A 24158-nucleotide genomic window follows, 5' to 3' on the forward strand; every position below is an offset into this window, starting at 1 on the left:
GATGGCCGCCCCGCCCCTCCCCGCACCGGTGCCCGCCGGCGGCTCGCCGCTGCGCCTGCGGGCGAACGCCCTCCAGTCCCTCTGCCGCCAGGTCTTCGCCCTGCGCCTGGTGATGATCCCCCTGGGCGCCCCGCCGGCCCTCTCCCGCACGGCGCCCGGCGGCCCGACGTACCTGGTGGCGGGGGCGGTCCTCGTCACCTTCATGCTCTCGTACGGCCTCTTCCGCGACTGGGAGCGCTTCGGCCCGCTGCTCCTGCGCCACCCCTGGCTGCTGGCCGCCGACATGGCCCTGGGCACCCTGCTGCTGATCACCGCCACCCCGTCCTCCCCGCTGGGCCTGGTGGCCCTCGGCACCCCGCTGCTGGCGGGTCTCGTCCACGGCTGGCGCGGCTCGGCGGTGTACGCGGCGGTGCAGACCGCGGTGGTGGCGGCGCTGGGCGGCGGCCTGGTGCTGTCCCTGCTCTGCGTGCTGTCGGGCGCGGCCGGCTCCTCCGTCCGCGACTTCCTGGTCCGGCTGACCGAGGCCCGCGCGCAGCTGGCGGTGGCGGAGGCGGTCCGCGCCGAACGCGACCGCCTGGCGCGGGAGATGCACGATTCGGTTTCCAAGACCCTGCACGGCCTGGCCCTGACGGCGGACGCCCTGGCCCTCACCGACGACCCTGCGGCGATCCGCACCCGCTCCGCCCTCCTGGCGGTGGCGGCCCGCCGCGCGGTGGAGGAGTCCCGGGCCCTGCTCACCGACCTGCGCGAACCCCCCTCGGACGTCCCCCTCCTGCCGGCCCTGCACCGCCTGGCCGGCCCCGGCACGACCGTCCACGCCCCGGGCCCGCTCCCCGCACTCCCGTACGAGGCGGCCCACCACGTCCTCTCCATCGCCTCGGAAGCCCTGGAGAACGCCCGCCGGCACGCGTCCGCGACCCGGGTGACCCTCACGGCGACGGCCACCCCCACGCACCTGTCCCTGGAGGTCACCGACGACGGCCGGGGCCTGCCGCCCGGGGCCGCCTCCTCCCCGGGCCGCTACGGCCTGCTCGGCATGCGGGAACGCGCCACGACGCTCGGGGCCCTCCTGCGCATGGGCCCCCACCCGGACGGCCACCCGGGCACCCGGATCCACCTGACCCTCCCCCTGGAAGGGAGCCCCTGATGCCCGGCCTCCGCGTCCTGATCGCCGACGACAACCCGGTCGTACGGGCCGGCCTGGCCGCCCTGCTGGAGGCGGCGGGCGACATCACGGTGACCGCCCAGGCCTCCGACGGCCGCGAGGCCCTCGGCCTGACCCGCCGGCACACCCCGGACGTGGTCCTGCTGGACGTCCGCATGCCGGGCGTGGACGGCATCTCGGCCCTCCCGCACCTCGTCCGCCTGGCGCCGGTCCTGATGCTCACGTACAGCCGGGAGTCGGAAATCGTCCGGGAATCGCTCCTGCTGGGCGCGGGCGGCTACCTGGTCCACGGCGAGTTCACGCCGGACGACCTGGTGAGAGCGGTCCACGACGTCCGCGAGGGCCGCCCCCACTTCACGCCGACCGCGGCCGGCACCCTCCTCGCGGAACTGCGCACCTCTTCGCAACCGCAACGAACTGTGGCAAGCTCACCGGAGCGGCTGCACAACTCCGTGCTCTTCGGGCTGAGTTCGAGGGAGGTGGAGATCATGGACCTGATCGCGTCCGGGATGAGCAACCAGCGGATCGCGGCGGCGTGCTTCATCAGCGAGAAGACGGTGAAGAACCACATCAACCGCATCTTCGCCAAACTCCAGAGCACGACCCGAAGCGAAGCGATAGCCCACTGGCTGGGAACCGCCCGCCCGGGGGTGAGTGGACATGGATAGACGCGGTGCGCAGTGGGTCCGTAATTGGGCCCCGGGACCCTTGGTGACGAGAGCTCACTCCCCGTACGGTCCGCAAATCGACAGCGGCACCGGACGCGGAGGTACCCCTGATGAAGCAGAGCACCCTGGCTCGGCTGCGGAAGCGCTACGCGACCCGACCCGGCCGCGACCGCGGCCAGACGGCGTTCGAGTACCTGGGGATCATCCTGGTGGTCGTGGTGATCATCGGAGCGATCGTGGGCACGGGCATCGGGCAGGCCATCACCACCAAGATCACAACCGCCGTCACCAGCATCACCGCAGGGAAGTGAGGCGGCGGGGACTGGGTGACGACCGGGGGCAGGCCTTTCCGATCTACATCGTCATGGTGGTCGGACTGCTCTTCGCCGCTCTGGCGTTCTTTGTCATCGGCCAGGCGGGCGTAACACGCAGCAACGCGCAGGGCGCCGCTGACGCGGCGGCCCTCGCGGCGGCCGGTGAAGCCAGGGACAACACCCTTCTGGGGCTCGACTTGCTGAGCCTCAAACCCGCCGACTGGGAGAAGCTCGTCGACGGCGACCTTCTGAGCGGACGAGGAGCGTGCGCGAAGGCCGCTGAGTTCGCCGTGCTGAACGATGCCACTGCGGAATGCGAGGCGGTCATCCCGGAGGTAACCGTCACGGTGACCACCAACAGGACGGTCGGGGAGTCGGTCGTGCCGGGAACTGAGGGCGTCCATGGCAAGGCCACGGCCAAGGCGGCCATCAAGCCCAGGTGTTCTTTGCGCTCGGCCCCGAGTCCGGTCCCCACCGCGTCCGCCCAGACGCCCGGCCCGACGTCGACTCCAACCCCGAGCCCCACACCGGGGCCGGGAAGCGTCACGTTCGTCTGTGACGGTGACCCGCTGACTCTGGATCTGGGGAAGCCGGGACCGCTGCGCAAGCTGGCGAAGGCGCTCTTCACGGTTCGACTGGTCGACTGACAAGCACGAGAGATTAAGGAAGCTGCATAGATGAGCACTCGGCACGCGGCGAAGGTTCGCGGGGGAGTGGCTGCCGTTGCTGCGGCCGTTCTGGCGATCACGGTGGCGGGTTGCGGCACGGGGGGCGACGACAAGCCCAAAGCGGCCCAGGATGCGTCGTCGGCGAAGTCCCAAGGGGATGCATCCAAGTCGCAGGCCCCGAGTGGCACACCCAAGCCCACCCCCACGGAGGTGCTCGCCACCGTCAATGGTGAGGCGGGCATGACGCTGACGATCAACCGGGCGGCTCGCGATGCAGGCGGATTCCTCACCGTGGAAGGCCAGCTGAAGAACACGGGCACCGCCCCCTATGTCAACACGGCGCCATGGAGAGGGAACGAGCTCAACGCCAGCGGTGTGTCCGTTGCCGGCGTCACTTTGGTCGACAAGGCAGGGAAGAAGCGCTACTACGTCCTTCGTGACACCGACGGGAGGTGCCTGTGCACCACAGGGCTCGCCATCATCGAAGCCGGACAGTCGGTGCCCTTCTTCGCGCAGTTCCCGGCGCCGCCAACATCCGCAACGGAGGTCGAGATGAGCCTCCCCACCTTCGCCACGGCCACCGTCAAGATCTCCGGGTGACCCCATGACCAAACGCCACCGCGCCGCCGCCGCGACAGCCGTCGCCGGTCTCGTCATCGCCGGGGTTCATCTCCTCGGCGCGACGAGCGCCCACGCCGACGAGCCCAAGCCCTCCGTGCCCCCCGGCACCGAGCCCGCCCCCGCCGCACCCGTGCCCATCGACTCCAACGCCCCCGGCCTCAAGATCCCCCAGGGCGGCACCCTCGCCCCCGTCAAGGTCCTCGACATCGCCGAGGTCGTCGAAGACCTCGGCGGTGAGCAGCGCCGTCAGGAGACCAACCAGAACGTCATGATGGCCCTCCAGTCCGAGGTCCTCTTCCCCGAGAACAGTGCCGTCTTCAACGCCCAGGCCGCCGCCCGCATCCAGGCCATCGCGCAGGAGATCAACACCCAGAAGGCCACCCGCATCCGCGTCTTCGGCTTCACCGACGACCAGGGCAGCTACGAACACGGCAAGGAACTCTCCAAGCAGCGCGCCGACGCCGTCCAGGCGGAACTCGCCAAGACCGTCACCAACCCCGGCGTCACCTACGACGTCCGCGGCTACAGCGAGGACTACCCGATTGCCGACAACGGCACCGAGGAGGGCCGCAAGAAGAACCGCCGCGTCGAGATCACCTTCCCCCGCGGAGCGGCCGGCTAGGGCCGGGCGGTCGCCGCGGTTGAAGCGTCTCCCTTTGACGGCTCAACTTCCTTCCGCCGCAGGTGAACAGAGGGGTTCCGCCATGCTGCCGCAGGCACCGGAGAGTACCGTCGTAGATGAGGCCGACGCGCCTCCTTCTCCCGTGGCCACGCAGGAACCTGCGGATCCCGGGGGTGCGGGAGAGTGACACCTTCCCGACGACCAAGGAGTCACAGTGTCCGGGGAACTCCTCTTCTACCGAGCGGACGACGGCGTGATCGCCACCGCCCGGATCGACACCAACGGCATCTTCACGGAGCTCGCCGAAGGGCAGCTGAGTCCCGAGTGGACCCACACCAACGCCCTCGGCCGTGAGCTGCTCTTCTACCGTTCCGACAGCGGCGTGATCGCCACCGGCCGGATCGACACCAACGGCATCTTCACCGGCCTCGCCGAGGGAAAGCTCAGCGACAGCTGGACCCACATCACGAGCCTGGGGCGTGAGCTGCTGTTCTACCGGTCGGACACCGGTGTGATCGCCACGGGTCGGATCGATACGAACGGGATCTTCACGGAGCTCGCCGAAGGGCAGCTGAGTCCCGGCTGGACCCACATCAACGCGCTCGGCCGTGAGCTCCAGTTCTACCGTTCGGACCAGGGCGACATTGCCACCGGCCGGATCGACACCAACGGCATCTTCACCGGCCTCGCCGAAGGCCGGCTCAGCGACGGCTGGACCCGCATCACCAGTCTGGGGCGTGAGCTGCTGTTCTACCGGTCGGACACCGGTGTGATCGCCACGGGTCGGATCGACACGAACGGGATCTTCACGGAGCTCGCCGAGGGGCAGCTGAGTCCCGAGTGGACCCACATCAACGCCCTGGGCCGTGAGCTCCAGTTCTACCGTTCCGACACCGGTGTGATCGCCACCGCCCGGATCGACACCAACGGCATCTTCACCGAACTGGCCGAAGGGCAGCTCAGCCCCGCCTGGGGCCTCATCACCAGCGTGGTCTGACCCGGGCCGTCCCGAGCGCGTCCGCCACCGCCCCCGCCCGCCACCAGACTCCGCCGGCGTCGGCGCGCGTACAGTGCCGGGATGATCGTGACGCCGGAGGCATTCGTACGGAGCACCGTCGAGCGCGAGGGGGAGCCCGGGGCGCGGTGGCTCGGCGAGCTGCCCGGGATCGTGGAGGAGCTGCTCGGGCGCTGGGGCTGCGTCCCCGACGGCGACGTCCTGCACGGCGGCGTCGGCCTCGTCGTCCCCGTGCGGGGCAGGCAGCAGCCCGCGGTCCTGAAGGTGTCGTTCCCGCACCCCGGCAACGTCCACGAGCCCGACGCGTTCACCGCCTGGCGCGGCCGCGGCGCCGTCCTCCTGCTGGAGCGCGACGACGAGCGGTTCGCGATGCTGCTGGAACGGGTCGAGCCGTCGACCCTCGCCGAGGTCGAGGACGGCGACGAGGTCGTCGCCGTCGCCGGCCGGCTCAACCGCCGCCTGGCCGTCCCCGCGCCGCCCGGCCTGCCCCGGCTGAGCGAGCGGGCCGGCGCCTGGGAGGAGGAGCTGCGCAAGGACGCCGCCGAGCTGCCGCACGGCCTGTCGCGCCGGGCCGTGGACGCCGCCGTGGCGACCGCCCGGGAGCTGGGCCCCAGCCAGCCCGACACCCTCGTCCACGGCGACCTCCACGCCCGGAACATCCTGCGCGCCGCCCGCGAGCCCTGGCTGGCCGTCGACCCCAAGGGCTACGCGGGGGACCCCGCGTACGACGGCGGCACGCTGCTGAAGTCCCGCGGGCTGACGCTCATCGAGGCGGACGACCCGAGCCGGGCGGCCCGCCGTGTCCTGGACGTGTTCGCCGAGACCGCCGAACTCGACCGCGAACGCGTGCGGCGCTGGGCCCAGTTCCATGCCGTCCAGGCGGCCCTGTGGGGCCGCCGCCACGGCTTCCGCACGGCCCGCGGCGGCCCCCGGCTGGACTGGCTGACCGCCTTCCTCGACCGCCTGGCGGACCTCCTCACCGAGCCCCGCCGCAGCTAGCGCGCGCATCAGACGGCACCCCCGTCGAGTAATGGCCGCAATGGGGGAGGACTCCTATACTCCGGCGTTATGCAGTCCATAGCGATCAGACGGGCCACCGCAGCCGACGCCGACGCCCTCACCGCGCTGGTGCAGGGATCGGGCGCCTACTCAGGGCCGTACGCCACGATCATCGCCGGCTACCGCGTGACGGCCGACTACATCGACCGGCACCAGGTCTTCACCGCCGTCGACGACACCGACGGCAGGATCCTGGGGTTCTACTCCCTCCTGCTGGAACAGGCCGAACTCGACCTGGCCTTCGTGTCGGACGCGACGCAGGGGGCGGGGGTCGGCCGACGCCTCGTGGAGGACATGCTCGACCGGGCCCGGCAAGCGGGCCTGGCCCAGGTGCGGGTCGTGTCGCACCCGCCGGCCGAGCCGTTCTACCGGCGCCTGGGCGCCGTGCGCGTGGGCACGGTCCCCCCTGTACCGCCGAAGGTGACCTGGGAGCGCCCCGAACTGCGCTTCCTCACGACACCTCCCCGCGACGCGGACCGCCGCCAGACGGTCGCGGGGTCCGATGTGGTGTCCGAGACCCAGGTGATCGTCCTCAACGGTGGTTCCAGTTCCGGGAAGTCCGGGATCGTGCGGTGTCTGCAGGCCGTCCTGCCGGAGCCCTGGCTGGCGTTCGGGGTGGACGTGCTGGTCGACGCCATGCCGCCCTCCCTGCGGGCCTCCGACACCGGGATCGGGTTCGAGCCCGGCGGCGAGGTCGTGGTCGGCGAGGCCTTCCGCACCCTCGACGTCGCCTGGGCCGAGGGGATCGCCGCCATGGCCCGCGCCGGGGCCCGGATCGTCGTCGACGACGTGTTCCTCGGCGGCCCGGAGTCCCAGCAGCGGTGGCGGAAGGCCCTGCACGGGCTGAGCGTGCTCTGGGTCGGCGTCCGGTGCGACGGCGAGGTCGCCGCGGCCCGCGAGATCGCCCGGGGCGACCGCCCGCGGGGGATGGCCGCAGCCCAGGCCGAGACGGTCCACCGGGGCGTCGACTACGACCTGGAGGTCGACACGACCCGCACCGAATCCCTGGCCTGCGCCCGGACCATCGCCGCCCGCACCCGGCCGCGGCTCGACCCGGTGACCGGCGTCCCCCGGTCGGCGCGGATGTGACGCGGGTCACCGGAAAAGGGTGACACGGGGTTGTCGCGAGCCGTTGCGAACCTCTTCCCATGACGACGACGAAGACCCCGAAGACCCCGGTGGCCCCGATGCCGCTCACCGACCAGGACTGCCTCGCCGAGACCCTCGCCTTCAACCGGCAGTTCGAGGCCGCCGCCGCGAGCCGCCCCGCCCGCGGACGCGCCCTGGACGCGGACCTCGTCGCGCGGCTGCGGCGCAACCGGCTCGCCGGGGACGCGCCGCCCGTGCGGCTGCCGCAGGGCCGGGACCGGGTCGTCGCCGGCGGGGTGCGGGTGCGGACCTTCGTCCCGGCGGGCCCGGTCGACGGGGTGTACCTGCACATCCACGGCGGCGGCTGGTCGTTCGGCTCCGCCGACGGCCAGGACGAGCGGCTGTGGCGGATCGCCGAGGAGGTGCGGCTGGCCGTCGTGAGCGTGGACTACCGCCTCGCGCCGGAACACCCCTTCCCCGCCGGCCCCGACGACTGCGCGGCCGCCGCCCGGTGGCTCGTCGAGCACGCAGCGGCCGAGTTCGGCACCGACCGGCTGCTGATCGGCGGCGAATCGGCGGGCGCCCACCTCAGCGTCCTCACCCTGCTGCGCCTGCGCGACCGCCACGGCATCGGCGGGGCGTTCCAGGGGGCCCACCTCCTCTTCGGCCCGTACGACCTGTCCATGACCCCGAGCCAGCGCGCGTTCGGCTCCCGCCCGCTGCTCAGCAACACCGATGCGCTGCTGGGCAGTTACGAGTCCTTCTCGCCCGGCACCGGACCGGAGGAGCGGCGCTCCCCGGAGCTCTCGCCGCTCTACGCCGACCTGACCGGCCTGCCGCCCGCCCGGATCGTCGTCGGCACGGAGGACCCGCTGCTGGACGACTCGCTCTTCCTCGCGCAGCGCTGGCGGGCGGCGGGCGCGCCCGCGGAACTCGGGGTCGTCGCCGGCGCGATGCACGGGTTCACCCTCTTCCCCCTCACCGTCACCGAGCGTACGCACGCGCGGGAGCGGGAGTTCCTGGCCGCCGCGGGCCGGTAGCGTCGGGCCCATGGACCGTACGACCAGGCTCTACGCCCTCGTGGAGGAACTGCGCGCCGCGGCGCCGCGGCCGCGCCCGGTCGCGGCGCTCGCCGAGCGGTTCGAGGTCAGCACGCGGACGGTGCAGCGCGACCTCCAGGCGCTGATGGACTCCGGCGTCCCCGTCCGCGCCGCCCTCGGGCGGGGCGGGGGCTGGACCGTGGACCCGGCCATGACCCTGCCCCCGGTCCACTTCACCGCCGACGAGGCCGCGGCCCTGGCCGCCGCCCTCGCCGCCGCCGAGACCCCCTTCGCGGGCGCGGCCCGCACGGCCTACCAGAAGCTGGTGGCGTCGATGACCGGCCCCGCCGCGGCGGTGGCCGAGGGGCTGGCCGCCCGGATCGTCGCGCTGCCGTCCCGGACCGGGCGGACGGTCCGCGACGCGGTGGAGCGGGCCCTGACCGACGGCACCGTGCTGCGGCTCGCGTACGTCGACGCGGCGGGCCGGGCGAGCGACCGCGTCGTGGAACCGGCCGGTCTGCTCACCGCCGAGGGGCGCTGGTACCTGATCGGCTGGTGCCGTACGCGACGGGCCGGCCGCGGCTTCCGCCTGGACCGGATCACGGAGGCGACCCCGACCGGCGAGCCGTCCCAGCCCCACGACCTGGCCGAACTCCTGCGCGGCTCGGCCGCCGCCGACGCGACCCGCCCACCCGCGCTCGGCCCGACGCCGCCGACGCCCGCGTGAGCCGCCTCCCGACCGGCCCTGCTACACACCGTCCAGCAGGTGGTCGGCCTTGCCGGCCTTGATGTCCCGGATGAGGGCGGACAGCGCCTCGCGGCTGTCGCTGAGGGGGGCGTCTTCCCGCCCGGCAACGGCGATGTAGCTGTTCCCGTCCGCGTCCACGCCGATCCGGTAGCAGCTGGCTCCCTCGGCGCAGTAGGCGTCTTCCCAGGCGATGTCGGCCATCAGGTCCTCTCAGAGTTGGCGGGCCAGGTCGTGGATGAAGTCCCGTGATGCGGCCGGTGACAGGCTGAGCCGCTCCATCCAGTCCAGTTGGCAGCGGTACTTGGACAGTTGGGCCTCGGTGTGCAGGAAGTCCGGGCCGTGCGTGCTGTCGACCTGCACGGTGTCGAGCTGCGGGACCGTCCCTTCAAGGTAGTTGACCGTTTGGCCCGCGCCGGGGAAGCCGCCTGCGTCGAAGGTGAGCACGCGCAGGACGATGTTCTCCCGCTCGGACATGTGCCCCAGGTACTCCAGCTGCGCCCGCGCGGCTTTGCGCCCGCCGAACCGCATGCGCAGCGCGGCTTCGTGCACGACCGCGACGTACTGGGGCGCCGAGTCGCCTTCGAGCACCCGTTGGCGCTCCAGTCGGTGCGCGAGCCGCACGGCCACCTGCTCTTCCGGGAGTGCGGGCACGGCGAACCGGAAGAGGGCCATGGCGTGCTCGCTGGTCTGCAACAGGCCGGGGATGTGGACCGAATGCGCGCAGCGCATGCGCGTCGCGTGGGATTCCAGCTCGGCGATGTCCAGTATCCCGGCCGACAGGGAGCCCCGGTAGCGCTCCCACCACCCGCGCTTGCGGGTCTGCGCCATCGCGACGAGGGCGCTGATGTACTCCTCGTCCGCGCAGTCGCAGTGGCAGGCCAGCGCACGGAGCCGTGCCTCGCTGATGGCGCGGATTCCCTGCTCGATCGCGGAGACCTTGGACCGGTCGAGCCCGAGCAACCCGGCGGCGGATTCCGCCGACACGTCGGCCGCCACCCTCATCCTGCGCAGCTCGGCGCCCAGTCGCTTCTGCCGTTCTGTCGGCGAGGTGCGTGGCGGCATGTGTGCAGTGTGCCGTGTGACGGCACGTCGGATCCATCCTGTCGCCGGATCCCGGCGATCAGGTGGCCAATAGCCCACTCTGCACGCTACTTTAGGTAGCGCACCGCTCACCCAGGGGAGTCGAAGTGCATCGCCGCAGCACGCCTCGGCCTCGGTGACGAGCCACCTCCCCGCCCTGCGTGAGCCATCCGTGCGCGTCGAGCTTCCCTCGCCGAACCGACGTCCAACCAGACGACTTGGGAGCCGAAGATGCTCACCCCGCTCACCCCCTTCAGCGCGCCCTTCTACGGCGCCCCCTCCGCCTGCCCCGTCGCGCCCGACCACCCCGCGCGGCCGGCCCCGCCGGACGGGCTGTCGTGCAGCATGACCCTGCCCGCCTCCGCCCGCTCGGCGGCGATCGCCCGGCAGGCCGTGCGGGCCGCCCTGCACGCCTACGCGCTCGACCCCCTCGAACCCACCGCCGTCCAGGCCGCCTCCGAACTCATGGGCTCCGCCTGGCGGATGGACCCGAACGGGGAGCTGTACCTCTCCCTCCGCCACCGCGACGACGCCCTCCGCCTCATCGTGTACGACGGCCACCCCGCCCACACCCACCCCCGGCTCGCCGCCCTCTGCGAGGCGCGCCGCCGGGCCACGCTGCGGGTCTTCGCCGCCCTCGTCCGCGACCACGGCGGGGAATGGGGGGTCGGGCCCTCCCGCGAACCCGGCGGTGGCACCCGTACCTGGGCCACCCTGCCCCTGTAGCGGACGCCGGAAGGCCCCGCCGGGGAGGCGGGGCCGTGGTCAGGGCGGCGGGGACGGGTCAGTGTTCGGCGCGCAGGACTCCGAGGAGGCCGTTCTCCTCGTCGTTGATCCCCGCGGCGAACCAGACGGCCTCACGGCCGCCGGACTTGTCGGTGCCGCGCTTGAGCCCCCACAGGCCGGGGATCGAGATCGGGCGTCCCTTCCGGTCCTCGATGGTCCCCTCGAACTCGCCGGTGCGCAGGTCGAAGGCGTTGATGCGGCCGTCTCCGAAGTTGCCGACGAGGAGGTCGCCGGAGAACTTCCCGAAGCCCTTGGGCGCCACTTCCAGGCCCCAGGGCGAGTTGAGGACGCCCCGGCTCGCGAAGCGCTCCAGCAGCTTCCCCTTCTTGCTGTACACGTCGATGAAGCCGTGGCCCGCGCCGGGGACGTCGTCCTCCTTCTCGTCGTCCTGCAAGGCGTAGGTGACGAACACCCTGGAGCCGATCTCCTTGATGTTGAACGGCGCGTAGCCGGCCGGAAGGGAGGGATCCCGGAACGCCCCGCCGGGCGGCAGGAGGCGGAAGTCCTCGTCGAACACGTCGACGCGCGCGTCGCGGAAGTTGGCGACGAGCAGCCTCGGCTCCCCGTGCTCGCGGCCGTGGTCGTCCTCCTTCCCGCGGACCAGCTCCAGCCCCTTGAAGATGGCGGTTTCGCCGCCGCTGTCCTCGTGGGCGACTCGGACCGCCTGTGTCCGGTTCACCGCGGGGTTGTACGCGAACAGGTCGCCGTGCTCCCCGGCGAAGAGGAAGCGGGCGGGACCGGACCTCCCGGAGTCGCCGAACTCGAAGTCGTCCCCGTCGTTGCGCACGACTCCGGTGGGGGCGCCGTCCGCGGGGAAGGACACCACGCGGGGCAGGATCTCGACGGGCCGTCCCTTCACGGCGCCCGAGTAGGTCGTGGCCGAGTCGCTGTGGTTGTCCGAGACCAGGAGTTGTCCGGCGCGGTTGGTCACCAGGCCCCACGGGTTGGAGAGACGCGGATCGGTCGCCTGCGCCCTTCCCGGGATGTCGGACACGAGGTCGACCTCCCGGAAGCCGTGGTCCTTCCCGGGGTGCGGATCACCCGGCAGGGGTGGCGCGGCGGCGGCGAGGGCGCCGACGGTGCCGAGGGTCAGCGCGGCCGCCAGCAGGCGCGTGCGCAGGGGGCGGGGGCGGCGGGACGAAACGGACTGGGGCATGCGGATGCTCCACTTCCAGCGGGGTCGAACCGGTCGGAGCCATCACAGTGGGAGGGAGCGGGGGCGAGCCGCCCGACACGCGTCGCCCGGCGCGCTCCCCTCGAACGGGCCGCGCCCGACCAGCCGAGGGGGTCGCCCACACGTGGCCTCGCGGATCGGCCGCCCCGGATCGGCGCAGCCGGGGCGAAACCCGCTCGCGCCGCCGGCCGGGAGGCTGACAGGGTGCGGTGCATGGCACCGCAGTACGAGATCCGGGCCGACTACGACGCCCACGGCATCGTCGTCTACCAGGCCTACGCCCCCGCCATCGCGGACGCCGCCCTCCGCGCGGGCCGGTTCGTCGCGCCGTTCTCGTTCGGGCGGATGACGTGGATCAAGCCGTCCTTCCTCTGGCTGATGCACCGCAGCAACTGGGCCCGCAAGCCCGGCCAGGAACGGGTGCTGGCCGTGCGGATCAGCCGGGCCGGGTGGGAGGAGGCCCTGTCCCGGGCCGTGCTCACCACCTCCGGCCCGGCCGCGCTCGCCGACGCGGCGGTGCACGTCCAGTGGGACCCCGAGCGCTCCGCGCGCGGGGCCGCGCTGAACCACTACAGCATCCAGGTCGGCGTCGGCCGCCGGCTCGCCCGGACCTTCGCCGACGAGTGGACCACCGGCATCACGGACCTCACCCCGCAGGTCCGCAAGGCCGCCGCGCTCATCCAGGGCGGGCAGGCCGCCAGGGCGCGGCGGCTGCTGCCCGCTGAACGGGTCTACCCGCTGCCCGCCGCCCTGGAGGGCCGGCTCTGCCGGCCCTGAGGTTCAGGGCGGTACGGGGGCGTCAGGCCTTGCGGGGCTGGTTGAAGCGGAGCATGTTGCCGGCCGGGTCGCGGAAGGCGCAGTCCCGGACCCCGTACGGCTGGTCCATCGGCTCCTGGAGCACGTCGGCGCCGGCCGCGCGGATCCGTTCGAAAGTGGCGTCGACGTCGTCCGTGGTGAAGATGACCCCGCGCAGCATCCCCTTGGCCATCAGCTCCGCGACGGCCTGGCGGTCGGCGGGGGTGGCGTTCGGGTCGGCGAGCGGGGGCTCCAGGACGATCTCCACGTCCGGCTGCGCGGGCGAGCCGACGGTCACCCAGCGCATGTTCTCGTACCCGACGTCGTTGCGGACCTCCAGGCCCAGGACGTCCCGGTAGAAGGGGATGGCCTTGTCGTGGTCGTCGACGGCGATGAAGCACTGCGAAAGCTTGATTCCCATGGCTCCGACGCTACGCGGGGGCGTCGGGTTTGGCTTCTCCGTTCCTGACCGGTCGCGTGTGGATCTTGACGATGCAGGCGGGGATGGCGGCGCTGTCGCCGTGGTCGCGGGCCCGGTAGGCGCTCGGCGTCTCGCCGACCAGCTCGGTGAAGCGGGAGCTGAACGACCCGAGCGAGGTACAGCCGACCTCGAAGCAGACCTCCGTCACCGACAGGTCGCCGCGCCGCAGCAGGGCCTTGGCCCGTTCGATGCGGCGGGTCATGAGGTAGCCGTACGGGGTCTCGCCGTAGGCGGCGCGGAAGCTGCGCTGGAAGTGGCCCACCGACATCAGCGCGATGCGCGCCAGGGCGGGGACGTCCAGCGGCTGCGCGTAGTCGCGGTCCATCGCGTCACGGGCCCGGCGCAGCCGGACGAGGTCCTCCAGGTTCACGCCGTCCACCATCTCACAGGGCGAAATCCGCCTGCCGCGGCCGATCTTGGACGTCTAGGCTGCACCGCATGTCGCAGCAGCCGCACCAGCCGCAGCCGTCCGTGAAGCTGGTCGTCCTGATCACCGCCCTCCCCGGTCGCGGCCGGGAGCAGGAGGCCGCGTACGCGCGCCTCGCGCCGCTGGTCCGAGCGGAGGAGGGGTGCCTGCGGTACGACCTCCACGGCGTGGCGGGCGACCCGGACCGCTTCGTCCTGATCGAGGAGTGGGCCTCGCAGTCCGCGCTGGCCGCCCACGACGCCACCCCGCACATGATCGAGGCCGACGCCGCCACCCCCGCCTTCCGCGCGGGCCCGGCCCGGGTCCTGGAGCTGACGGCGGCCCCCCTGGCCTGAGCCGGACCCCCTGGCCCGAGCCGGACCCTCGGGCCCGAGCGGGCCGCCGGCCGCGCGGACGCTCACCCGGCCGGGTTCGCGGCGGCCCCCAGGAGTTGTTCCGCCGCCGCGCGGGCGTGCAGGGCCGGGGCCGGGCCGGGGTCGAGGGCGGCCACCACGGTCGCGCCCTCGACCAGGATGAGGAGCTGTTCCGCGAGCTCCGGCGTGGGGGTGAGGTCCGCCAGCAGGGCGTGCAGCTCCGCCTTGTGGCGGCGTACGACGTCCAGGACGGCGGCGGGGCCCGTGCCCAGCTCCCCGTACGCGTTCAGGAAGGCGCAGCCGCGGAAGTCCGGCTCGGAGAACCAGGCCGCCAGCCAGTCGAACACCGCCGGCACGGGTTCGGGTGCGGCGGCCACCGCCTCCCGCAGGCCGCCGATCCAGCGGCGGTCCCGGCGCTCCAGGTAGGCGGCGACCAGGGCGTCCTTCGCGGGGAAGAGCCGGTAGAGCCGCTTGAGCGGCACGCCCGACTCCGCACGGATGCGGTCCATGCCGACGGCCTGGACGCCCTCGGCGTAGAACAGTGCCTCGGCCGCGTCGAGGAGGCGGGTGCGGGCTTCGTCGTCGTCCATGGCGTGAAGGGTAGTCCAGATCCGCTTGCTTTGAGAACGCTCGTTCTCTACTTTGAGAACGATCGTTCTCCGAATCGTCGACGCGAGAGGAACCTCCCATGCTGGTCCCGCCGTTCACCGAAGAGACCGCCCGCGCCAAGGTGCAGGCCGCCGAGGACGCCTGGAACACCCGCGACCCCGAGCGGATCGCGCTCGCCTACAGCGAGGCCTCCGTCTGGCGCAACCGCGACCGCTTCCTCACCGGCCGCGCCGAGATCCGCGCCTTCCTCACCGAGAAGTGGCAGCGCGAGCTCGACTACCGCCTCCGCAAGGAACTCTGGGCCTACACCGGCAACCGCATCTCCGTCCGCTTCGAGTACGAGTGGCACGACGCCGACGGCCAGTGGTGGCGCAGCCACGGCAACGAGCAGTGGGAGTTCGACGACGACGGCCTGATGCGTCGCCGCGAGGCCAGCATCAACGACGTCCCGATCGAGGAGTCCGAACGCCGCCTGCGGGACTGAGGGCGACGGGGTCGGCGCGGGTCACCGCATGGTCGCCCCCATCGCCGTCAGGGCGCGGGTGACCCGGGTGGCCTGGTGGCCGACCCCGGCGAGGTTCGGGTGCAGGACCGTGCAGGCCTCGCCCCGGGCGGGGATCAGCCGGCACAGGTCGGAGGGGGTGTCCTTCTGGCGGCCCTCGCCGGTCAGGTCGTCCTTGATCCCGTACATCCAGCGCCGTCCGCCGGCGGCGCACACCCCGTGCCCGGTGCTGCCGGTGTACGTGTCCACGTAGAGGGCGCCGGCCCGTTCGGCCTGTTCGCGCAGAAGGGTGTTGACCCGCCGCTCCAGGGAGTCCAGCCAGGGCATGTCGCCCTTGGCGACCGTGCCCAGCTGGGGCCAACTGCCCCAGCGGCAGCCGGCCGCCTCGTCGACGACGGCCGGGTAGCCGACCACCGCCACCTTGGCGTGCGGGGCGCGCCTGCGGATCTCCCCCAGCAGGGTGGCGAAGTCGGCCCGCAGCGCGGTGAACCGCCCCTCCAGGGCGGTGGCGGCCGCGCCGCCGGAGTAGGCGGAGGAGCAGGGGTGGCCCAGACCGAGGGAGGCGAGCCCGCGCTCGACGCACTTCCGGACGATCTCGGCGAAGCCCACGGAGTTGCCCCCGAGGCCGACGGTGACGAGGTCGGTGGCGGCGGACACGGCCCGGACCTGGGCCGGCCGGGGCGCCCAGCCGCCCTTGGGCGGGACGGACGGCGGACCCGCCAGCTCGCTCTGCGGCTCCAGCGCGCCGGCTCTGACCTCGGCGGCCGAGCAGGTGACGTCGGTGAGGCGCACCCTCAGCCGGCCGGCCGCCTGTCGGGGGTAGTTCAGCGCCGAGCGGCCGCAGCCGTCGTCCTCGGCCCAGGGTCGGACGAAGGCGCCCGCGCTGTAGGAGTCCCCGAGCGCCACGTAGTTCAGCGTGCGGGCCGGGGCGGCCGCCGCGGGGGCGGCCGAGGCCGGGGCGAGCGCCGCGGCCGCCGCGGCGAGGGCGGTGGCGGCGGCGAGTGCGATCCGCGGGGTGGCGTTCACGGCTACGTCCTTCGGTCAGGCGCCGGGCGACCCTCTCGACCGGCGGATATGACGTAACGTAGCGCGTTTGATTACGGAGAGTAGTGGATCTGGGGGTAAACCACCCCTGAGGGTGGTCTCCATGGAGTGCGGAGGGCCCGGGGCTACTCCCCGCCGTGGGCGCGGGTGATGAGGTCCGTCGCGACCTCCAGGGCCGCCAGCCGGGTCGCCTCCGGGTCGGCCTCGTCCACGTGCTGGAGGAACATCATCCCCGCGTGCAGGGTGAACAGGGCGCTCACGCAGCGCACCTGGTCCGCCAGCGGGCCGTCCTCCGTGCGCAGCAGCTCGACCAGGGTGAAGATGCGCTTCTTGACGGTCTCCCCGATGCTCAGCTCGCGCATCGTCGCCTGGTTCTCGTGCATGAACCGGTACAGCTGCGTGCCCGCGACCATCGCCTCGCTGTAGCGGCGCAGCATCTCGCGCTTGGTCTCCAGCGTCCTCGGCTGTTCCTGCGCCCACTCGATCAGCTCGTCGACGGGCCGCGTGCGGTCCTCGAAGACGCTGATGATGATGTCTTCCTTGGTCTTGAAGTGGTAGTAGAGGGCCGCCTTCGTGACCTCCAGCCGCTCCGCGATCTCGCGCAGCGAGGTCTTCTCGTACCCCTGCTCGGCGAACAGCTCCAGCGCGACCTCCTGGATGCGCTGGCGCGTGTTCCCGCGCTTGGCCTGCGGTCCCGTGCCGCTGGAGCTGCTGGACATGTGTCTCCCCACGAACTTACTTGACGCCCGGCTAGTGACGGGTCTACCTTCCCCAGTGTAATGAACTAGCCGGGCGGCAAGTAAGTGTCCGCGCAGGGCAGAGAAGAATCGGTGTCACGGGGAGTGGACATGGGCGACGCAGTGAAGCAGGCCGGACAGGCGGAGGAGGTGAAGCCGCGCAGCGTACGGGTCGTCCTGATGGCCCTCATGATCGCGATGCTGCTCGCGATGCTCGACAACATGATCATCGGCACCGCGATGCCGACCATCGTCGGCGAGCTCGGCGGCCTCGAACACCTCTCCTGGGTGGTCACCGCCTACACCCTGGCCACCGCCGCCTCCACCCCGATCTGGGGCAAGGTCGGCGACATGTACGGGCGCAAGGGCTCCTTCCTCACGTCGATCGTCATCTTCCTCATCGGCTCCGCCCTCAGCGGCATGGCCCAGGACATGGGCCAGCTCATCGGCTTCCGCGCCATCCAGGGCCTGGGCGCCGGCGGTCTGATGGTCGGCGTCATGGCGATCATCGGCGACCTGATCCCGCCCCGTGAGCGCGGCAAGTACCAGGGCATGATGGCCGGCGTGATGGCCCTCGCCATGATCGGCGGCCCGCTGGTCGGCGGCACCATCACCGACCACATGGGCTGGCGCTGGTCCTTCTACATCAACCTCCCCCTCGGCGCCGTCGCCCTCGCGATGGTCAGCGCGGTCCTGCACCTGCCCAAGAAGAAGGCCAAGGGGAAGATCGACTACCTGGGCGCCGCCCTGCTGACCGTGGCCATCACCTCGACCGTCCTCGTGACGACCTGGGGCGGCACCGAGTACGCCTGGGGCTCCGGGGAGATCATCGGCCTGATCGTGGCCGGCGTCCTGGCGATCGCCGCCTTCGTCTACGCCGAGACCAAGGCCGCCGAGCCGGTCATGCCGCTGCACATCTTCCGCAGCCGCAACTTCACCCTGATGTCCGTCATCGGCTTCCTCGTCGGCTTCGCCATGTTCGGCGGCGTGCTCTACCTCCCGCTCTTCCAGCAGGCGGTCCAGGGTGCCTCGGCCACCAACTCGGGCCTGCTGCTCCTGCCGATGCTGCTCTCGATGATGGTCGTCTCGCTCGTCGTCGGCCGCATCACCACCAGCAGCGGCAAGTACAAGGTGTTCCCGATCGTCGGCGGCGCCCTCATGGTCGTCGGCCTGTTCCTGCTCGCGACCATGGACACCGGCACCACCCGCCTGGTCTCCGGCCTCTACATGGCCGTCCTCGGCGCCGGCCTCGGCTTCCTGATGCAGATCACCATGCTGGTCGCCCAGAACAGCGTGGAGATGAAGGACATGGGCGTCGCCTCCTCCTCCGCCACGCTCTTCCGCACCCTCGGCGGCTCCTTCGGCGTGGCCCTGATGGGCTCCCTGTTCACCACCCGGGTCACGGACACCATGTCCGAGCGCCTCGGTCCGCAGGCCGCCAAGGCCTCCGGCTCCGCCCAGCTCGACGCGGCCAGCCTGGCCAAGCTGCCCGAGGCCGTCCGCGACGCCTACCAGCACGCGGTGGCCGCCGGTACGCACTCGGCGTTCCTGCTCGGCGCGGCGATCGCCGTCCTGGGCTTCGCGCTCGCCTGGTTCGTCAAGGAGGTCCCGTTGCGGGGCGCGGGCCCGGCCCAGGCCGGCGGCGGCAACGCCAAGGCCGCGGCCTCCCCGGCGGATTCGTTCGCCCACTGACCGCGCACGGCCCAAGAGGCGGGTGGGGCCCGGGTTTTCCCGGGCCCCACCCGCCTCTCCGCGTGTCTGCGGGGGCTGGAGGGGTGGCCGTGCCGACCGTGGCCATAAAGGACTAAAGTCCTCATTACCTGGAATTTATAGGGCAATTGCGGGGAACCTTCTCAGGTTCGAAGGCGTCCTGATCCACATGACGCGCACGCAGAAGCACAGCCTCCGAGCCCGGACAGCCGTCGCGGCCTCCGCCGCTGCCGTCGCCGCCACCGTCTGGGGGGTCACGACCCTGCTCCCCACGGGCGAGGACCACCACGCCCCCCGCCACGAGAACGCGTCGGACCACGGCTCCGCACCGGCCGACGGGAAGCCGGGCGGCCCGGGCGGGGCGCCCTCCACCGCCGTGCCCGACGGCATCGCCCACGCCTCGGAGGCCGGCGGGAACGCCGTCGACATCACCATCGACGACGGCCCCGACCCCCGCTGGACCCCGCAGGTCCTCGACGTCCTGGCCAAGTACGACGTGAAGGCCGTCTTCTGCATGATCGGACCGCAGGCCAGGGCCCACCCCGACCTCGTCAGGAAGGTCGTCGCCGCCGGCCACCGGCTCTGCGACCACACCATGGACCACGACACGACCATGGCCGGGAAGTCCGTCGCCTACCAGGAGGCACAGATCCTCGACGCGAAGAGGCTGATCGAGGAGGCCGCGGGCGGCGGCGCGAAGGTCGAGTACTACCGCGCCCCCGGCGGGGCCTTCACGCCCGACAGCCGGCGCATCGCCGCGGCCGCCGGGATGCGCCCGCTCGGCTGGAACGTCGACACCAAGGACTTCGGCAGGCCCGGCACCGCCGCCATCGTCGCCAACGTCAAGCGCGAGATCGGCAACGGCCCCACGGTCCTCTTCCACGACGGGGGCGGCGACCGCCGCCAGACCGTCGCCGCCCTCGACCAGGTCCTGGCCTGGCTGGGGGAGCAGGGGCGGCCGACCGGCTTCCCGGTCCGCACCGCCCCCTGACACGCCGCCGCACGGCGAACGGGTGAAGGCCGGCGCCCCGGCCCCGCCCCCCGGCCCGGCCTGCCCGCCGCCAGGCCTGACGGCTCAGGCCCGACTTCCGCCAGGCCTGACTTCCAGCCCGGCCTGCCCGCCGCCAGGCCCGGGACCGCCGGTCGGGACCGTCAGGCGCGGCGGGAGCCCTACAGCCCCCGCGCCACCTTCAGCACCGCCGCCGTCAGGGGCCCGTTCTCCGGGGCCAGCCCGCCCGGGAAGCCGAAGCGGCGGCGCGTGTACCCGTACGCGATCCCCGTCACCGGGTCGGCGAAGCCGTTGGCGCCCGCCGCACCGCAGTGCCCGAACGCCTCCTGGCCCACCGCGGGCTGCTTCTCGAAGCCCAGCCCGAAGTGGTCCGCCTCCGCGACGACCGCGTCCTGGCCCGGCGTGTGCAGCCGCGCCACCTCGGCCGCCGTCTCCGGCTTCAGCAGCGCGGGCAGCCCTTCCAGCCCGCTGATCGCGGCCGCGTACAGGGCCGCCACACCGCGCGCCGTGCCGATGCCGCCCGCCGAGGCCGGCCCGAGCGCCTTCACCTTCGGGTGGTTGGCGTACGCGACCGCGTCCATCGGCGGTTCGTGGTGCATGTTGAAGGCCACCCGCATCAGCTCCGGCATCGGCCCGCCCGAGGTCAGCAGCTCCAGCTGCGCCGGCGTCGGCAGCATCTCCAGGACCGGCTTCCAGCGGCCCTCCAGAGCGTCCGGCAGCCCCATGTACAGGTCCACCCCGTACGGCGCCCGCACCCGCTCCTCGTACAGCTCCTGGATCGAGCGGCCCGTCACCCGGCGCACCACCTCACCGGTCAGCGCGCCGATCACGAAGGCGTGGTAGCCGTACGCCGTCCCCGGCTCCCAGCGCGGCTTCTGCCCGGCCAGCGCGGCCGCCACCAGCGCGTCGTCCGCGATCAGCTCGTACGAGAACGTGTCCACGGCGATCAGCCCGGAGCCGTGCGCGACCAGCTGCCGCACCGTCAGCCGCTCCTTGCCGTCGCCCGTGAATTCCGGCCAGTACTCCACCACCGGCGCGTCCAGGTCCAGTACGCCCTCCTGCGCCAGCAGGGCCACCACCAGGTGGGCGGCTCCCTTGGTGATCGAGAAGACCCCGCTCAGAGTGTCCCCGTCGGTCTCCTCGCCGCCCCACAGGTCCACCACGGTCCGGCCGTGGTGACGGACCGCCAGCTGCGCCTCCGGGGAGTGGGGCTCCGCGGCCACGAAGGCCTCGAACTCCTCCCGGACCGGCTCCCAGCCCGCTTCCACCGTGCCGTTCACCGTCACTGTCATGACATCCCCCGTAACCATGCGTAGATCATTTCGTCGTTCGCGCTCAGACAACCAGAGCCGGTCGGCTCATATGCCCGCCGTGGCCGGAATCTGTCACCTGTGGCCGCGCGCCCCGCCCACGTACGGGTGAACGCGCGCGCGACGACGTTCCAGCGCGCCGCAAGGGCCCGTTGGACCGCGCATGAAGCGCACCCGTACCGCCGCTCTCACCGCCGCCGCCGCCTTCGCGGCCCTCACCCCCGCCCTCGGCCAGGCGGCCGCCACCGCCGCCGACGGCAAGGGGAACCTCCCGCAGGACCCGGTCGGGAGCGGGAAGGCGTGGAGCAAGGACCAGAAGCACAAGGTGGAAGGACAGGTCCGCTTCCACCCGGGCGTGCAGTACAAGACCGTCACCCGCCCCGGCCCCGAGGCCGCCCCGGAGTGGGAGCGCAAGGTCGGGGACCCGGACACGCTGGCCTGGATGCCCTCGTACGAGTTCGCCTGGACGGTCTCCGACGTCCTGGTGAACAAGGGCCTGACCACGAAGAACGGCAAGCACGCCCTCAGCCTGCACGCCGTGCTGCGCGACGCGCGCCGCACCGTGGTCGGGGAGGTGGACAAGAAGCTGTCCGGGCAGGCCGCGACGGGCAGTCAGAAGGTCGCGGGGGACAAGCGGATCGCGTGCGACACCGGGGAGTACACGGTGGAGTGGACGCTGGAGCGTCCCGGATACGCGAAGGTCGGCGGCACGCTGCGCTGGGACTCCGGCTGCGAGCAGTACCGGAAGGCGTTCTCCGCGGAGAACGGCGGCAAGTAGCCGCGGGGAAGGGGGGGGAGAAGGCCTTGCCGCCCTGCGCACCTTGTGGGCGCTCGTCGGGCGACCGGGCCACGGCTCCTGGATCAAGTGCCGTAAGCCATTCTGCCGTACGGAAAGGGGCGGGACGGGAAGCGGAGGTCCCGTCTCGGCCGAATGTCAGCCGTTCTTCCGGCCGGCCTCGCCCGCCTTCGCGGCGATGCCCTCCAGCACGGCCTTGGCGTCGCCGTTCGGGTCGACGGCGTGGCCGATGCTGCGCTTGATGGTGTCGCTGACGGTCACCCAGGACGGGTCGTTGACCGGGTAGAGCTGCGCGCCGCGCAGGGCGGTCAGGAACTGCTCGTCGTTGCGGTCGAGGCCGCCGCCCGAGGGGGTGCGGGAGGCCGAGACCGTCGAGGGCAACAGGTGGTAGCGGCCGGCGAAGTCCGAGAGGTTCTTGTCCTGGTAGACGAAGTCCAGGAACTTGCCGATCTCCTCGCCCTTCCCGTTCTGCTTGAACGCCATCATCCAGTCGGCCACGCCGACGGTGGGCGGGGTCTCGCCCGAGCCGATGCTGTCCGAGATGGGCATGGGGACCGCGTTGACGGTGATGCCCTTGGCGCGGGCCTCGTGCAGCAGCGAGGGGTAGCCGTTGACCATGCCGACCTCACCGCGCAGGAACGCCGCGAAGGCGTCGGCGCGGTTGAACTGCGACGGCGGGGTCGGACCGGTGAGGCCCGGGGTGACCAGAGAGTCCTTGAGCCAGCGGAAGGTCGCGATGTTCTGGTCGGAGGCCAGGCTGTAGTTGCCGCTGCTGTCGGCGTACCCGCCGCCGTTGCTGAGCTCCCAGATCATCGCCTCGGCATGCGCCTCCTCGGGTCCCAGCGGCAGGGCGACCGGGTACTTCACGCCCTTGTCCTTGAGCGCCTTGGCGTCGGCCTTCAGGTCGGACCAGGTCTTCGGCGCGGAGGTGATGCCCGCCTGCCGGAACAGGGTGTCGTTGTAGAAGAGCAGGCGGCTGGAGGCCACGAACGGCAGGCCGTAGAGGGTGTTGCCGACGGAGCCGGCCTCGGCGAGCGGCTGGAGGAAGTTCGCCTCGGCGCTGATCGAGAGCAGCTCTTCCGCGGAATACAGCTTTCCCTGTGCCGCGAAGTCCGAGTAGGAGCCCATGAGGGCCATGTCCGGCGCATTGCCGGCCTTGACCATACGGGAGACCTCGCGGTCGATGTCGGCCCAGGGCAGGAGCTGCACCTGGACCTTGATTCCGGGGTTGGTGGCGGTGAAATCCTTCGTCACCTTGTCCCAGAAAGCCTTGGAGCTGTTGGCCGCGGTATCGCCGTATTCGGCGGCCACCAGGCGCAGCGTACCGCTGTCACCTGCACTGCTGTCGGAAGAACCGCAGCCGGACAGCGCTATGAGCAGGCCGAACACGGTCGCCGTGGCGGCCGCGCCGAACATTTTTCGTCGCACGGGTGGATACCCCTGATTTTCTTTCGAGTCCCGTTATTACTTATGAGTTGCTCCGGGCTGGGGTGTCCCGCCGCGGCCCGTCATGGCCGGAATTCTCTCCCGAGGGCGGCGGAGTTGTTTCCATTGGGTCGGCACTTGTGTCCAATGCTCCAAAAACACTTTTCCCTGTTTGTGTTTTCGAATATGTGCCTCCCTAATGGGACGCGCGTAGACATACCGAAAAGCCCGTTTCCTTCCGGAAAACGGGCTGAGGGGGCGGGGGCGTCGGCCGGGCTAGTCGGCGAACTCGCCGGCGTACGGGTCGGGCTCGCCCGTCTCGGGGTTGCGGCCCTCCTGCCAGCGGCGCTGGGCCTTGCGCCAGTGCACGAAGCTGAGGTGGCCGGCGTCCCAGAACGTGATGCCGACGGGGCTCACGTCGAACTCGTCGGAGCACATCCGCAGCAGGAACTCGGCCATGCCGTACGGGTACACCGCGAAGGCCTCGGCCGTGTGCCGCCCGACGACGAGGACCGGCCAGCGGTCCGGGTCGGGGTCGGCGGTGAGCCAGCACAGGATGTCGGACCCGCCGGTGACCCCCCAGGCGATGATCGACTCCGGGTCCACGTCGAAGGCGGCCCGGCCGCCCTCCGCCTCCCAGGCCTGCCGGGCGTTGGCGGTCTCCTCGGCCATCTCGGCCGGGTCCCACTGGAGCCCGGGCTTGGGCAGGGGCAGCAGGATGCCGGCCTCGCCGTTGATCGAGCCGGCGCCGAAACGGCCCATGAAGGCGACGAAGTCCGAGGGGAAACGGGTGCCCCAGACGGCCTCGGCCGTCTGCCAGTCGACGTCCTCGTCGGCGCCGTGCGTCGCCGGCATGATCTGCTCCAGCGCCTTGATCCGCGCGTTCTCCGTCATGCCCGCCGCTCCCCTGA

29 protein-coding genes and 1 pseudogene are annotated in these 24158 nt (G+C 72.2%); 19 read left to right on the forward strand and 11 right to left on the reverse strand.

From position 1 onward, the window contains the following. The first annotated feature begins 1 nt into the window (after nt 1). The 12 genes and pseudogenes from ACIRBY_RS07775 to ACIRBY_RS07830 all read left to right on the forward strand — a co-directional run bounded on the left by ACIRBY_RS07775 (nt 2) and on the right by ACIRBY_RS07830 (nt 8988). Entirely contained in the window at nt 2–1147 is a 1146-nt protein-coding gene (locus ACIRBY_RS07775) for a sensor histidine kinase (protein ID WP_403897557.1), read from the forward strand. Beyond that, nucleotides 1147–1833, forward strand: coding sequence for a response regulator (locus ACIRBY_RS07780; RefSeq protein WP_403897559.1), 687 nt, complete (start codon nt 1147–1149; stop codon nt 1831–1833). Before ACIRBY_RS07775 ends, ACIRBY_RS07780 begins: the two co-directional genes overlap by 1 nt. 110 nt (nt 1834–1943) lie before the next feature. Beyond that, nucleotides 1944–2144, forward strand: a complete 201-nt coding sequence (locus ACIRBY_RS07785; protein WP_403897562.1) for a hypothetical protein — start codon at nt 1944–1946, stop codon at nt 2142–2144. Then, on the forward strand, nt 2141–2794 hold the full coding sequence (locus ACIRBY_RS07790) for a pilus assembly protein TadG-related protein (RefSeq protein ID WP_403897565.1): 654 nt from the start codon (nt 2141–2143) through the stop codon (nt 2792–2794). Before ACIRBY_RS07785 ends, ACIRBY_RS07790 begins: the two co-directional genes overlap by 4 nt. 30 nt (nt 2795–2824) lie before the next feature. Further along, nucleotides 2825–3415, forward strand: coding sequence for a hypothetical protein (locus ACIRBY_RS07795; protein WP_403897568.1), 591 nt, complete (start codon nt 2825–2827; stop codon nt 3413–3415). 4 nt (nt 3416–3419) lie between these two features. Next, a complete protein-coding gene (locus ACIRBY_RS07800) occupies nt 3420–4058 on the forward strand; it encodes an OmpA family protein (RefSeq protein WP_403897571.1) in 639 nt (212 codons plus the stop codon). A 214-nt stretch (nt 4059–4272) separates the two neighbouring features. Next, a complete protein-coding gene (locus ACIRBY_RS07805; RefSeq protein ID WP_403897574.1) occupies nt 4273–5055 on the forward strand; it encodes a hypothetical protein in 783 nt (260 codons plus the stop codon). 81 nt (nt 5056–5136) lie between these two features. Next, nucleotides 5137–6072 carry an aminoglycoside phosphotransferase family protein gene (locus ACIRBY_RS07810; RefSeq protein ID WP_403897577.1) on the forward strand — a complete coding sequence of 312 codons (936 nt, stop codon included), beginning with the start codon at nt 5137–5139 and terminating at the stop codon, nt 6070–6072. A 69-nt stretch (nt 6073–6141) separates the two neighbouring features. Then, nucleotides 6142–6513: pseudogene (locus ACIRBY_RS07815) on the forward strand (GNAT family N-acetyltransferase); the annotation flags it as partial. 141 nt (nt 6514–6654) lie between these two features. Then, nucleotides 6655–7221: a chloramphenicol phosphotransferase CPT gene (gene cpt, locus ACIRBY_RS07820; RefSeq protein ID WP_403898232.1), complete on the forward strand. Its 567-nt coding sequence runs from the start codon at nt 6655–6657 to the stop codon at nt 7219–7221. 59 nt (nt 7222–7280) lie between these two features. Beyond that, nucleotides 7281–8261, forward strand: a complete 981-nt coding sequence (locus tag ACIRBY_RS07825) for an alpha/beta hydrolase (protein ID WP_403897580.1) — start codon at nt 7281–7283, stop codon at nt 8259–8261. 10 nt (nt 8262–8271) lie between these two features. Next, entirely contained in the window at nt 8272–8988 is a 717-nt protein-coding gene (locus ACIRBY_RS07830; protein WP_403897582.1) for a helix-turn-helix transcriptional regulator, read from the forward strand. A 21-nt stretch (nt 8989–9009) separates the two neighbouring features. Here ACIRBY_RS07830 and ACIRBY_RS07835 read toward each other — a convergent pair whose 3' ends face one another. Both ACIRBY_RS07835 and ACIRBY_RS07840 read right to left on the reverse strand, forming a co-directional pair. Next, the gene (locus ACIRBY_RS07835) at nt 9010–9210 is read right to left on the reverse strand and encodes a hypothetical protein (RefSeq protein ID WP_403897585.1); all 201 of its coding nucleotides are present in this window, start codon (nt 9208–9210) and stop codon (nt 9010–9012) included. Nucleotides 9211–9219: 9 nt separating this feature from the next. Next, nucleotides 9220–10071 (reverse strand): helix-turn-helix domain-containing protein, encoded by an 852-nt coding sequence (locus ACIRBY_RS07840; RefSeq protein ID WP_403897588.1) that lies wholly within the window; start codon nt 10069–10071, stop codon nt 9220–9222. Between the two features lie 249 nt (nt 10072–10320). Here ACIRBY_RS07840 and ACIRBY_RS07845 point away from each other — a divergent pair, with 249 nt between their 5' ends. Beyond that, nucleotides 10321–10815, forward strand: a complete 495-nt coding sequence (locus tag ACIRBY_RS07845) for an ATP-binding protein (RefSeq protein WP_403897590.1) — start codon at nt 10321–10323, stop codon at nt 10813–10815. Between the two features lie 58 nt (nt 10816–10873). Here the strand turns inward: ACIRBY_RS07845 and ACIRBY_RS07850 are convergent, their stop codons facing one another. Then, on the reverse strand, nt 10874–12031 hold the full coding sequence (locus ACIRBY_RS07850; protein WP_403897593.1) for a TIGR03118 family protein: 1158 nt from the start codon (nt 12029–12031) through the stop codon (nt 10874–10876). A 231-nt stretch (nt 12032–12262) separates the two neighbouring features. On the opposite strand from ACIRBY_RS07850, the gene ACIRBY_RS07855 reads away from it, so the two are divergent. Further along, nucleotides 12263–12826, forward strand: a complete 564-nt coding sequence (locus ACIRBY_RS07855) for a DUF4291 domain-containing protein (RefSeq protein ID WP_403897596.1) — start codon at nt 12263–12265, stop codon at nt 12824–12826. A 22-nt stretch (nt 12827–12848) separates the two neighbouring features. On the opposite strand, the gene ACIRBY_RS07860 is transcribed toward ACIRBY_RS07855, so the two are convergent. Then, entirely contained in the window at nt 12849–13265 is a 417-nt protein-coding gene (locus ACIRBY_RS07860; protein ID WP_042820205.1) for a VOC family protein, read from the reverse strand. A gap of 10 nt (nt 13266–13275) precedes the next feature. Next, on the reverse strand, nt 13276–13695 hold the full coding sequence (locus ACIRBY_RS07865) for a helix-turn-helix transcriptional regulator (RefSeq protein ID WP_366454577.1): 420 nt from the start codon (nt 13693–13695) through the stop codon (nt 13276–13278). A gap of 68 nt (nt 13696–13763) precedes the next feature. Here ACIRBY_RS07865 and ACIRBY_RS07870 point away from each other — a divergent pair, with 68 nt between their 5' ends. Further along, the gene (locus ACIRBY_RS07870) at nt 13764–14087 is read left to right on the forward strand and encodes a putative quinol monooxygenase (RefSeq protein WP_403897599.1); all 324 of its coding nucleotides are present in this window, start codon (nt 13764–13766) and stop codon (nt 14085–14087) included. 62 nt (nt 14088–14149) lie between these two features. Here the strand turns inward: ACIRBY_RS07870 and ACIRBY_RS07875 are convergent, their stop codons facing one another. Next, nucleotides 14150–14695: a TetR/AcrR family transcriptional regulator gene (locus ACIRBY_RS07875; protein WP_403897601.1), complete on the reverse strand. Its 546-nt coding sequence runs from the start codon at nt 14693–14695 to the stop codon at nt 14150–14152. A 98-nt stretch (nt 14696–14793) separates the two neighbouring features. Between ACIRBY_RS07875 and ACIRBY_RS07880 the strand changes: the two genes are divergently transcribed. After that, entirely contained in the window at nt 14794–15198 is a 405-nt protein-coding gene (locus ACIRBY_RS07880; protein ID WP_403897604.1) for a nuclear transport factor 2 family protein, read from the forward strand. Nucleotides 15199–15219: 21 nt separating this feature from the next. Here the strand turns inward: ACIRBY_RS07880 and ACIRBY_RS07885 are convergent, their stop codons facing one another. Both ACIRBY_RS07885 and ACIRBY_RS07890 read right to left on the reverse strand, forming a co-directional pair. Continuing rightward, on the reverse strand, nt 15220–16242 hold the full coding sequence (locus tag ACIRBY_RS07885) for an SGNH/GDSL hydrolase family protein (protein WP_403897606.1): 1023 nt from the start codon (nt 16240–16242) through the stop codon (nt 15220–15222). 143 nt (nt 16243–16385) lie between these two features. Beyond that, a complete protein-coding gene (locus ACIRBY_RS07890; RefSeq protein WP_403897609.1) occupies nt 16386–16979 on the reverse strand; it encodes a TetR/AcrR family transcriptional regulator in 594 nt (197 codons plus the stop codon). Nucleotides 16980–17108: 129 nt separating this feature from the next. Between ACIRBY_RS07890 and ACIRBY_RS07895 the strand changes: the two genes are divergently transcribed. Continuing rightward, nucleotides 17109–18689: an MDR family MFS transporter gene (locus ACIRBY_RS07895; RefSeq protein ID WP_403897612.1), complete on the forward strand. Its 1581-nt coding sequence runs from the start codon at nt 17109–17111 to the stop codon at nt 18687–18689. A gap of 187 nt (nt 18690–18876) precedes the next feature. After that, nucleotides 18877–19698: a polysaccharide deacetylase family protein gene (locus ACIRBY_RS07900; protein WP_403897614.1), complete on the forward strand. Its 822-nt coding sequence runs from the start codon at nt 18877–18879 to the stop codon at nt 19696–19698. Nucleotides 19699–19877: 179 nt separating this feature from the next. Here the strand turns inward: ACIRBY_RS07900 and ACIRBY_RS07905 are convergent, their stop codons facing one another. Beyond that, a complete protein-coding gene (locus ACIRBY_RS07905) occupies nt 19878–21008 on the reverse strand; it encodes a serine hydrolase domain-containing protein (protein ID WP_403897617.1) in 1131 nt (376 codons plus the stop codon). A gap of 181 nt (nt 21009–21189) precedes the next feature. Here ACIRBY_RS07905 and ACIRBY_RS07910 point away from each other — a divergent pair, with 181 nt between their 5' ends. Next, a complete protein-coding gene (locus ACIRBY_RS07910; protein WP_403897620.1) occupies nt 21190–21804 on the forward strand; it encodes a hypothetical protein in 615 nt (204 codons plus the stop codon). A gap of 156 nt (nt 21805–21960) precedes the next feature. On the opposite strand, the gene ACIRBY_RS07915 is transcribed toward ACIRBY_RS07910, so the two are convergent. Both ACIRBY_RS07915 and ACIRBY_RS07920 read right to left on the reverse strand, forming a co-directional pair. Then, on the reverse strand, nt 21961–23238 hold the full coding sequence (locus ACIRBY_RS07915) for an extracellular solute-binding protein (RefSeq protein ID WP_403898234.1): 1278 nt from the start codon (nt 23236–23238) through the stop codon (nt 21961–21963). Nucleotides 23239–23523: 285 nt separating this feature from the next. After that, on the reverse strand, nt 23524–24141 hold the full coding sequence (locus tag ACIRBY_RS07920; RefSeq protein ID WP_403897623.1) for an SMI1/KNR4 family protein: 618 nt from the start codon (nt 24139–24141) through the stop codon (nt 23524–23526). Nucleotides 24142–24158: the final 17 nt, after the last annotated feature.

It is taken from the genome of Streptomyces sp. NPDC096136, from assembly GCF_044763325.1.
Classification (GTDB): domain Bacteria; phylum Actinomycetota; class Actinomycetes; order Streptomycetales; family Streptomycetaceae; genus Streptomyces.

Coding starts and splice junctions, on each gene's coding strand:
- ACIRBY_RS07775 (WP_403897557.1), top strand. CDS start 2: ATGGCCGCCCCGCCCCTCCCCGCACCGGTGCCCGCCGGCGGCTCGCCG.
- ACIRBY_RS07780 (WP_403897559.1), top strand. CDS start 1,147: ATGCCCGGCCTCCGCGTCCTGATCGCCGACGACAACCCGGTCGTACGG.
- ACIRBY_RS07785 (WP_403897562.1), top strand. CDS start 1,944: ATGAAGCAGAGCACCCTGGCTCGGCTGCGGAAGCGCTACGCGACCCGA.
- ACIRBY_RS07795 (WP_403897568.1), top strand. CDS start 2,825: ATGAGCACTCGGCACGCGGCGAAGGTTCGCGGGGGAGTGGCTGCCGTT.
- ACIRBY_RS07800 (WP_403897571.1), top strand. CDS start 3,420: ATGACCAAACGCCACCGCGCCGCCGCCGCGACAGCCGTCGCCGGTCTC.
- ACIRBY_RS07810 (WP_403897577.1), top strand. CDS start 5,137: ATGATCGTGACGCCGGAGGCATTCGTACGGAGCACCGTCGAGCGCGAG.
- ACIRBY_RS07825 (WP_403897580.1), top strand. CDS start 7,281: ATGACGACGACGAAGACCCCGAAGACCCCGGTGGCCCCGATGCCGCTC.
- ACIRBY_RS07830 (WP_403897582.1), top strand. CDS start 8,272: ATGGACCGTACGACCAGGCTCTACGCCCTCGTGGAGGAACTGCGCGCC.
- ACIRBY_RS07835 (WP_403897585.1), bottom strand. CDS start 9,210: ATGGCCGACATCGCCTGGGAAGACGCCTACTGCGCCGAGGGAGCCAGC.
- ACIRBY_RS07840 (WP_403897588.1), bottom strand. CDS start 10,071: ATGCCGCCACGCACCTCGCCGACAGAACGGCAGAAGCGACTGGGCGCC.
- ACIRBY_RS07845 (WP_403897590.1), top strand. CDS start 10,321: ATGCTCACCCCGCTCACCCCCTTCAGCGCGCCCTTCTACGGCGCCCCC.
- ACIRBY_RS07850 (WP_403897593.1), bottom strand. CDS start 12,031: ATGCCCCAGTCCGTTTCGTCCCGCCGCCCCCGCCCCCTGCGCACGCGC.
- ACIRBY_RS07855 (WP_403897596.1), top strand. CDS start 12,263: ATGGCACCGCAGTACGAGATCCGGGCCGACTACGACGCCCACGGCATC.
- ACIRBY_RS07860 (WP_042820205.1), bottom strand. CDS start 13,265: ATGGGAATCAAGCTTTCGCAGTGCTTCATCGCCGTCGACGACCACGAC.
- ACIRBY_RS07870 (WP_403897599.1), top strand. CDS start 13,764: ATGTCGCAGCAGCCGCACCAGCCGCAGCCGTCCGTGAAGCTGGTCGTC.
- ACIRBY_RS07875 (WP_403897601.1), bottom strand. CDS start 14,695: ATGGACGACGACGAAGCCCGCACCCGCCTCCTCGACGCGGCCGAGGCA.
- ACIRBY_RS07880 (WP_403897604.1), top strand. CDS start 14,794: ATGCTGGTCCCGCCGTTCACCGAAGAGACCGCCCGCGCCAAGGTGCAG.
- ACIRBY_RS07890 (WP_403897609.1), bottom strand. CDS start 16,979: ATGTCCAGCAGCTCCAGCGGCACGGGACCGCAGGCCAAGCGCGGGAAC.
- ACIRBY_RS07895 (WP_403897612.1), top strand. CDS start 17,109: ATGGGCGACGCAGTGAAGCAGGCCGGACAGGCGGAGGAGGTGAAGCCG.
- ACIRBY_RS07900 (WP_403897614.1), top strand. CDS start 18,877: ATGACGCGCACGCAGAAGCACAGCCTCCGAGCCCGGACAGCCGTCGCG.
- ACIRBY_RS07905 (WP_403897617.1), bottom strand. CDS start 21,008: ATGACAGTGACGGTGAACGGCACGGTGGAAGCGGGCTGGGAGCCGGTC.
- ACIRBY_RS07910 (WP_403897620.1), top strand. CDS start 21,190: ATGAAGCGCACCCGTACCGCCGCTCTCACCGCCGCCGCCGCCTTCGCG.
- ACIRBY_RS07915 (WP_403898234.1), bottom strand. CDS start 23,238: ATGTTCGGCGCGGCCGCCACGGCGACCGTGTTCGGCCTGCTCATAGCG.
- ACIRBY_RS07920 (WP_403897623.1), bottom strand. CDS start 24,141: ATGACGGAGAACGCGCGGATCAAGGCGCTGGAGCAGATCATGCCGGCG.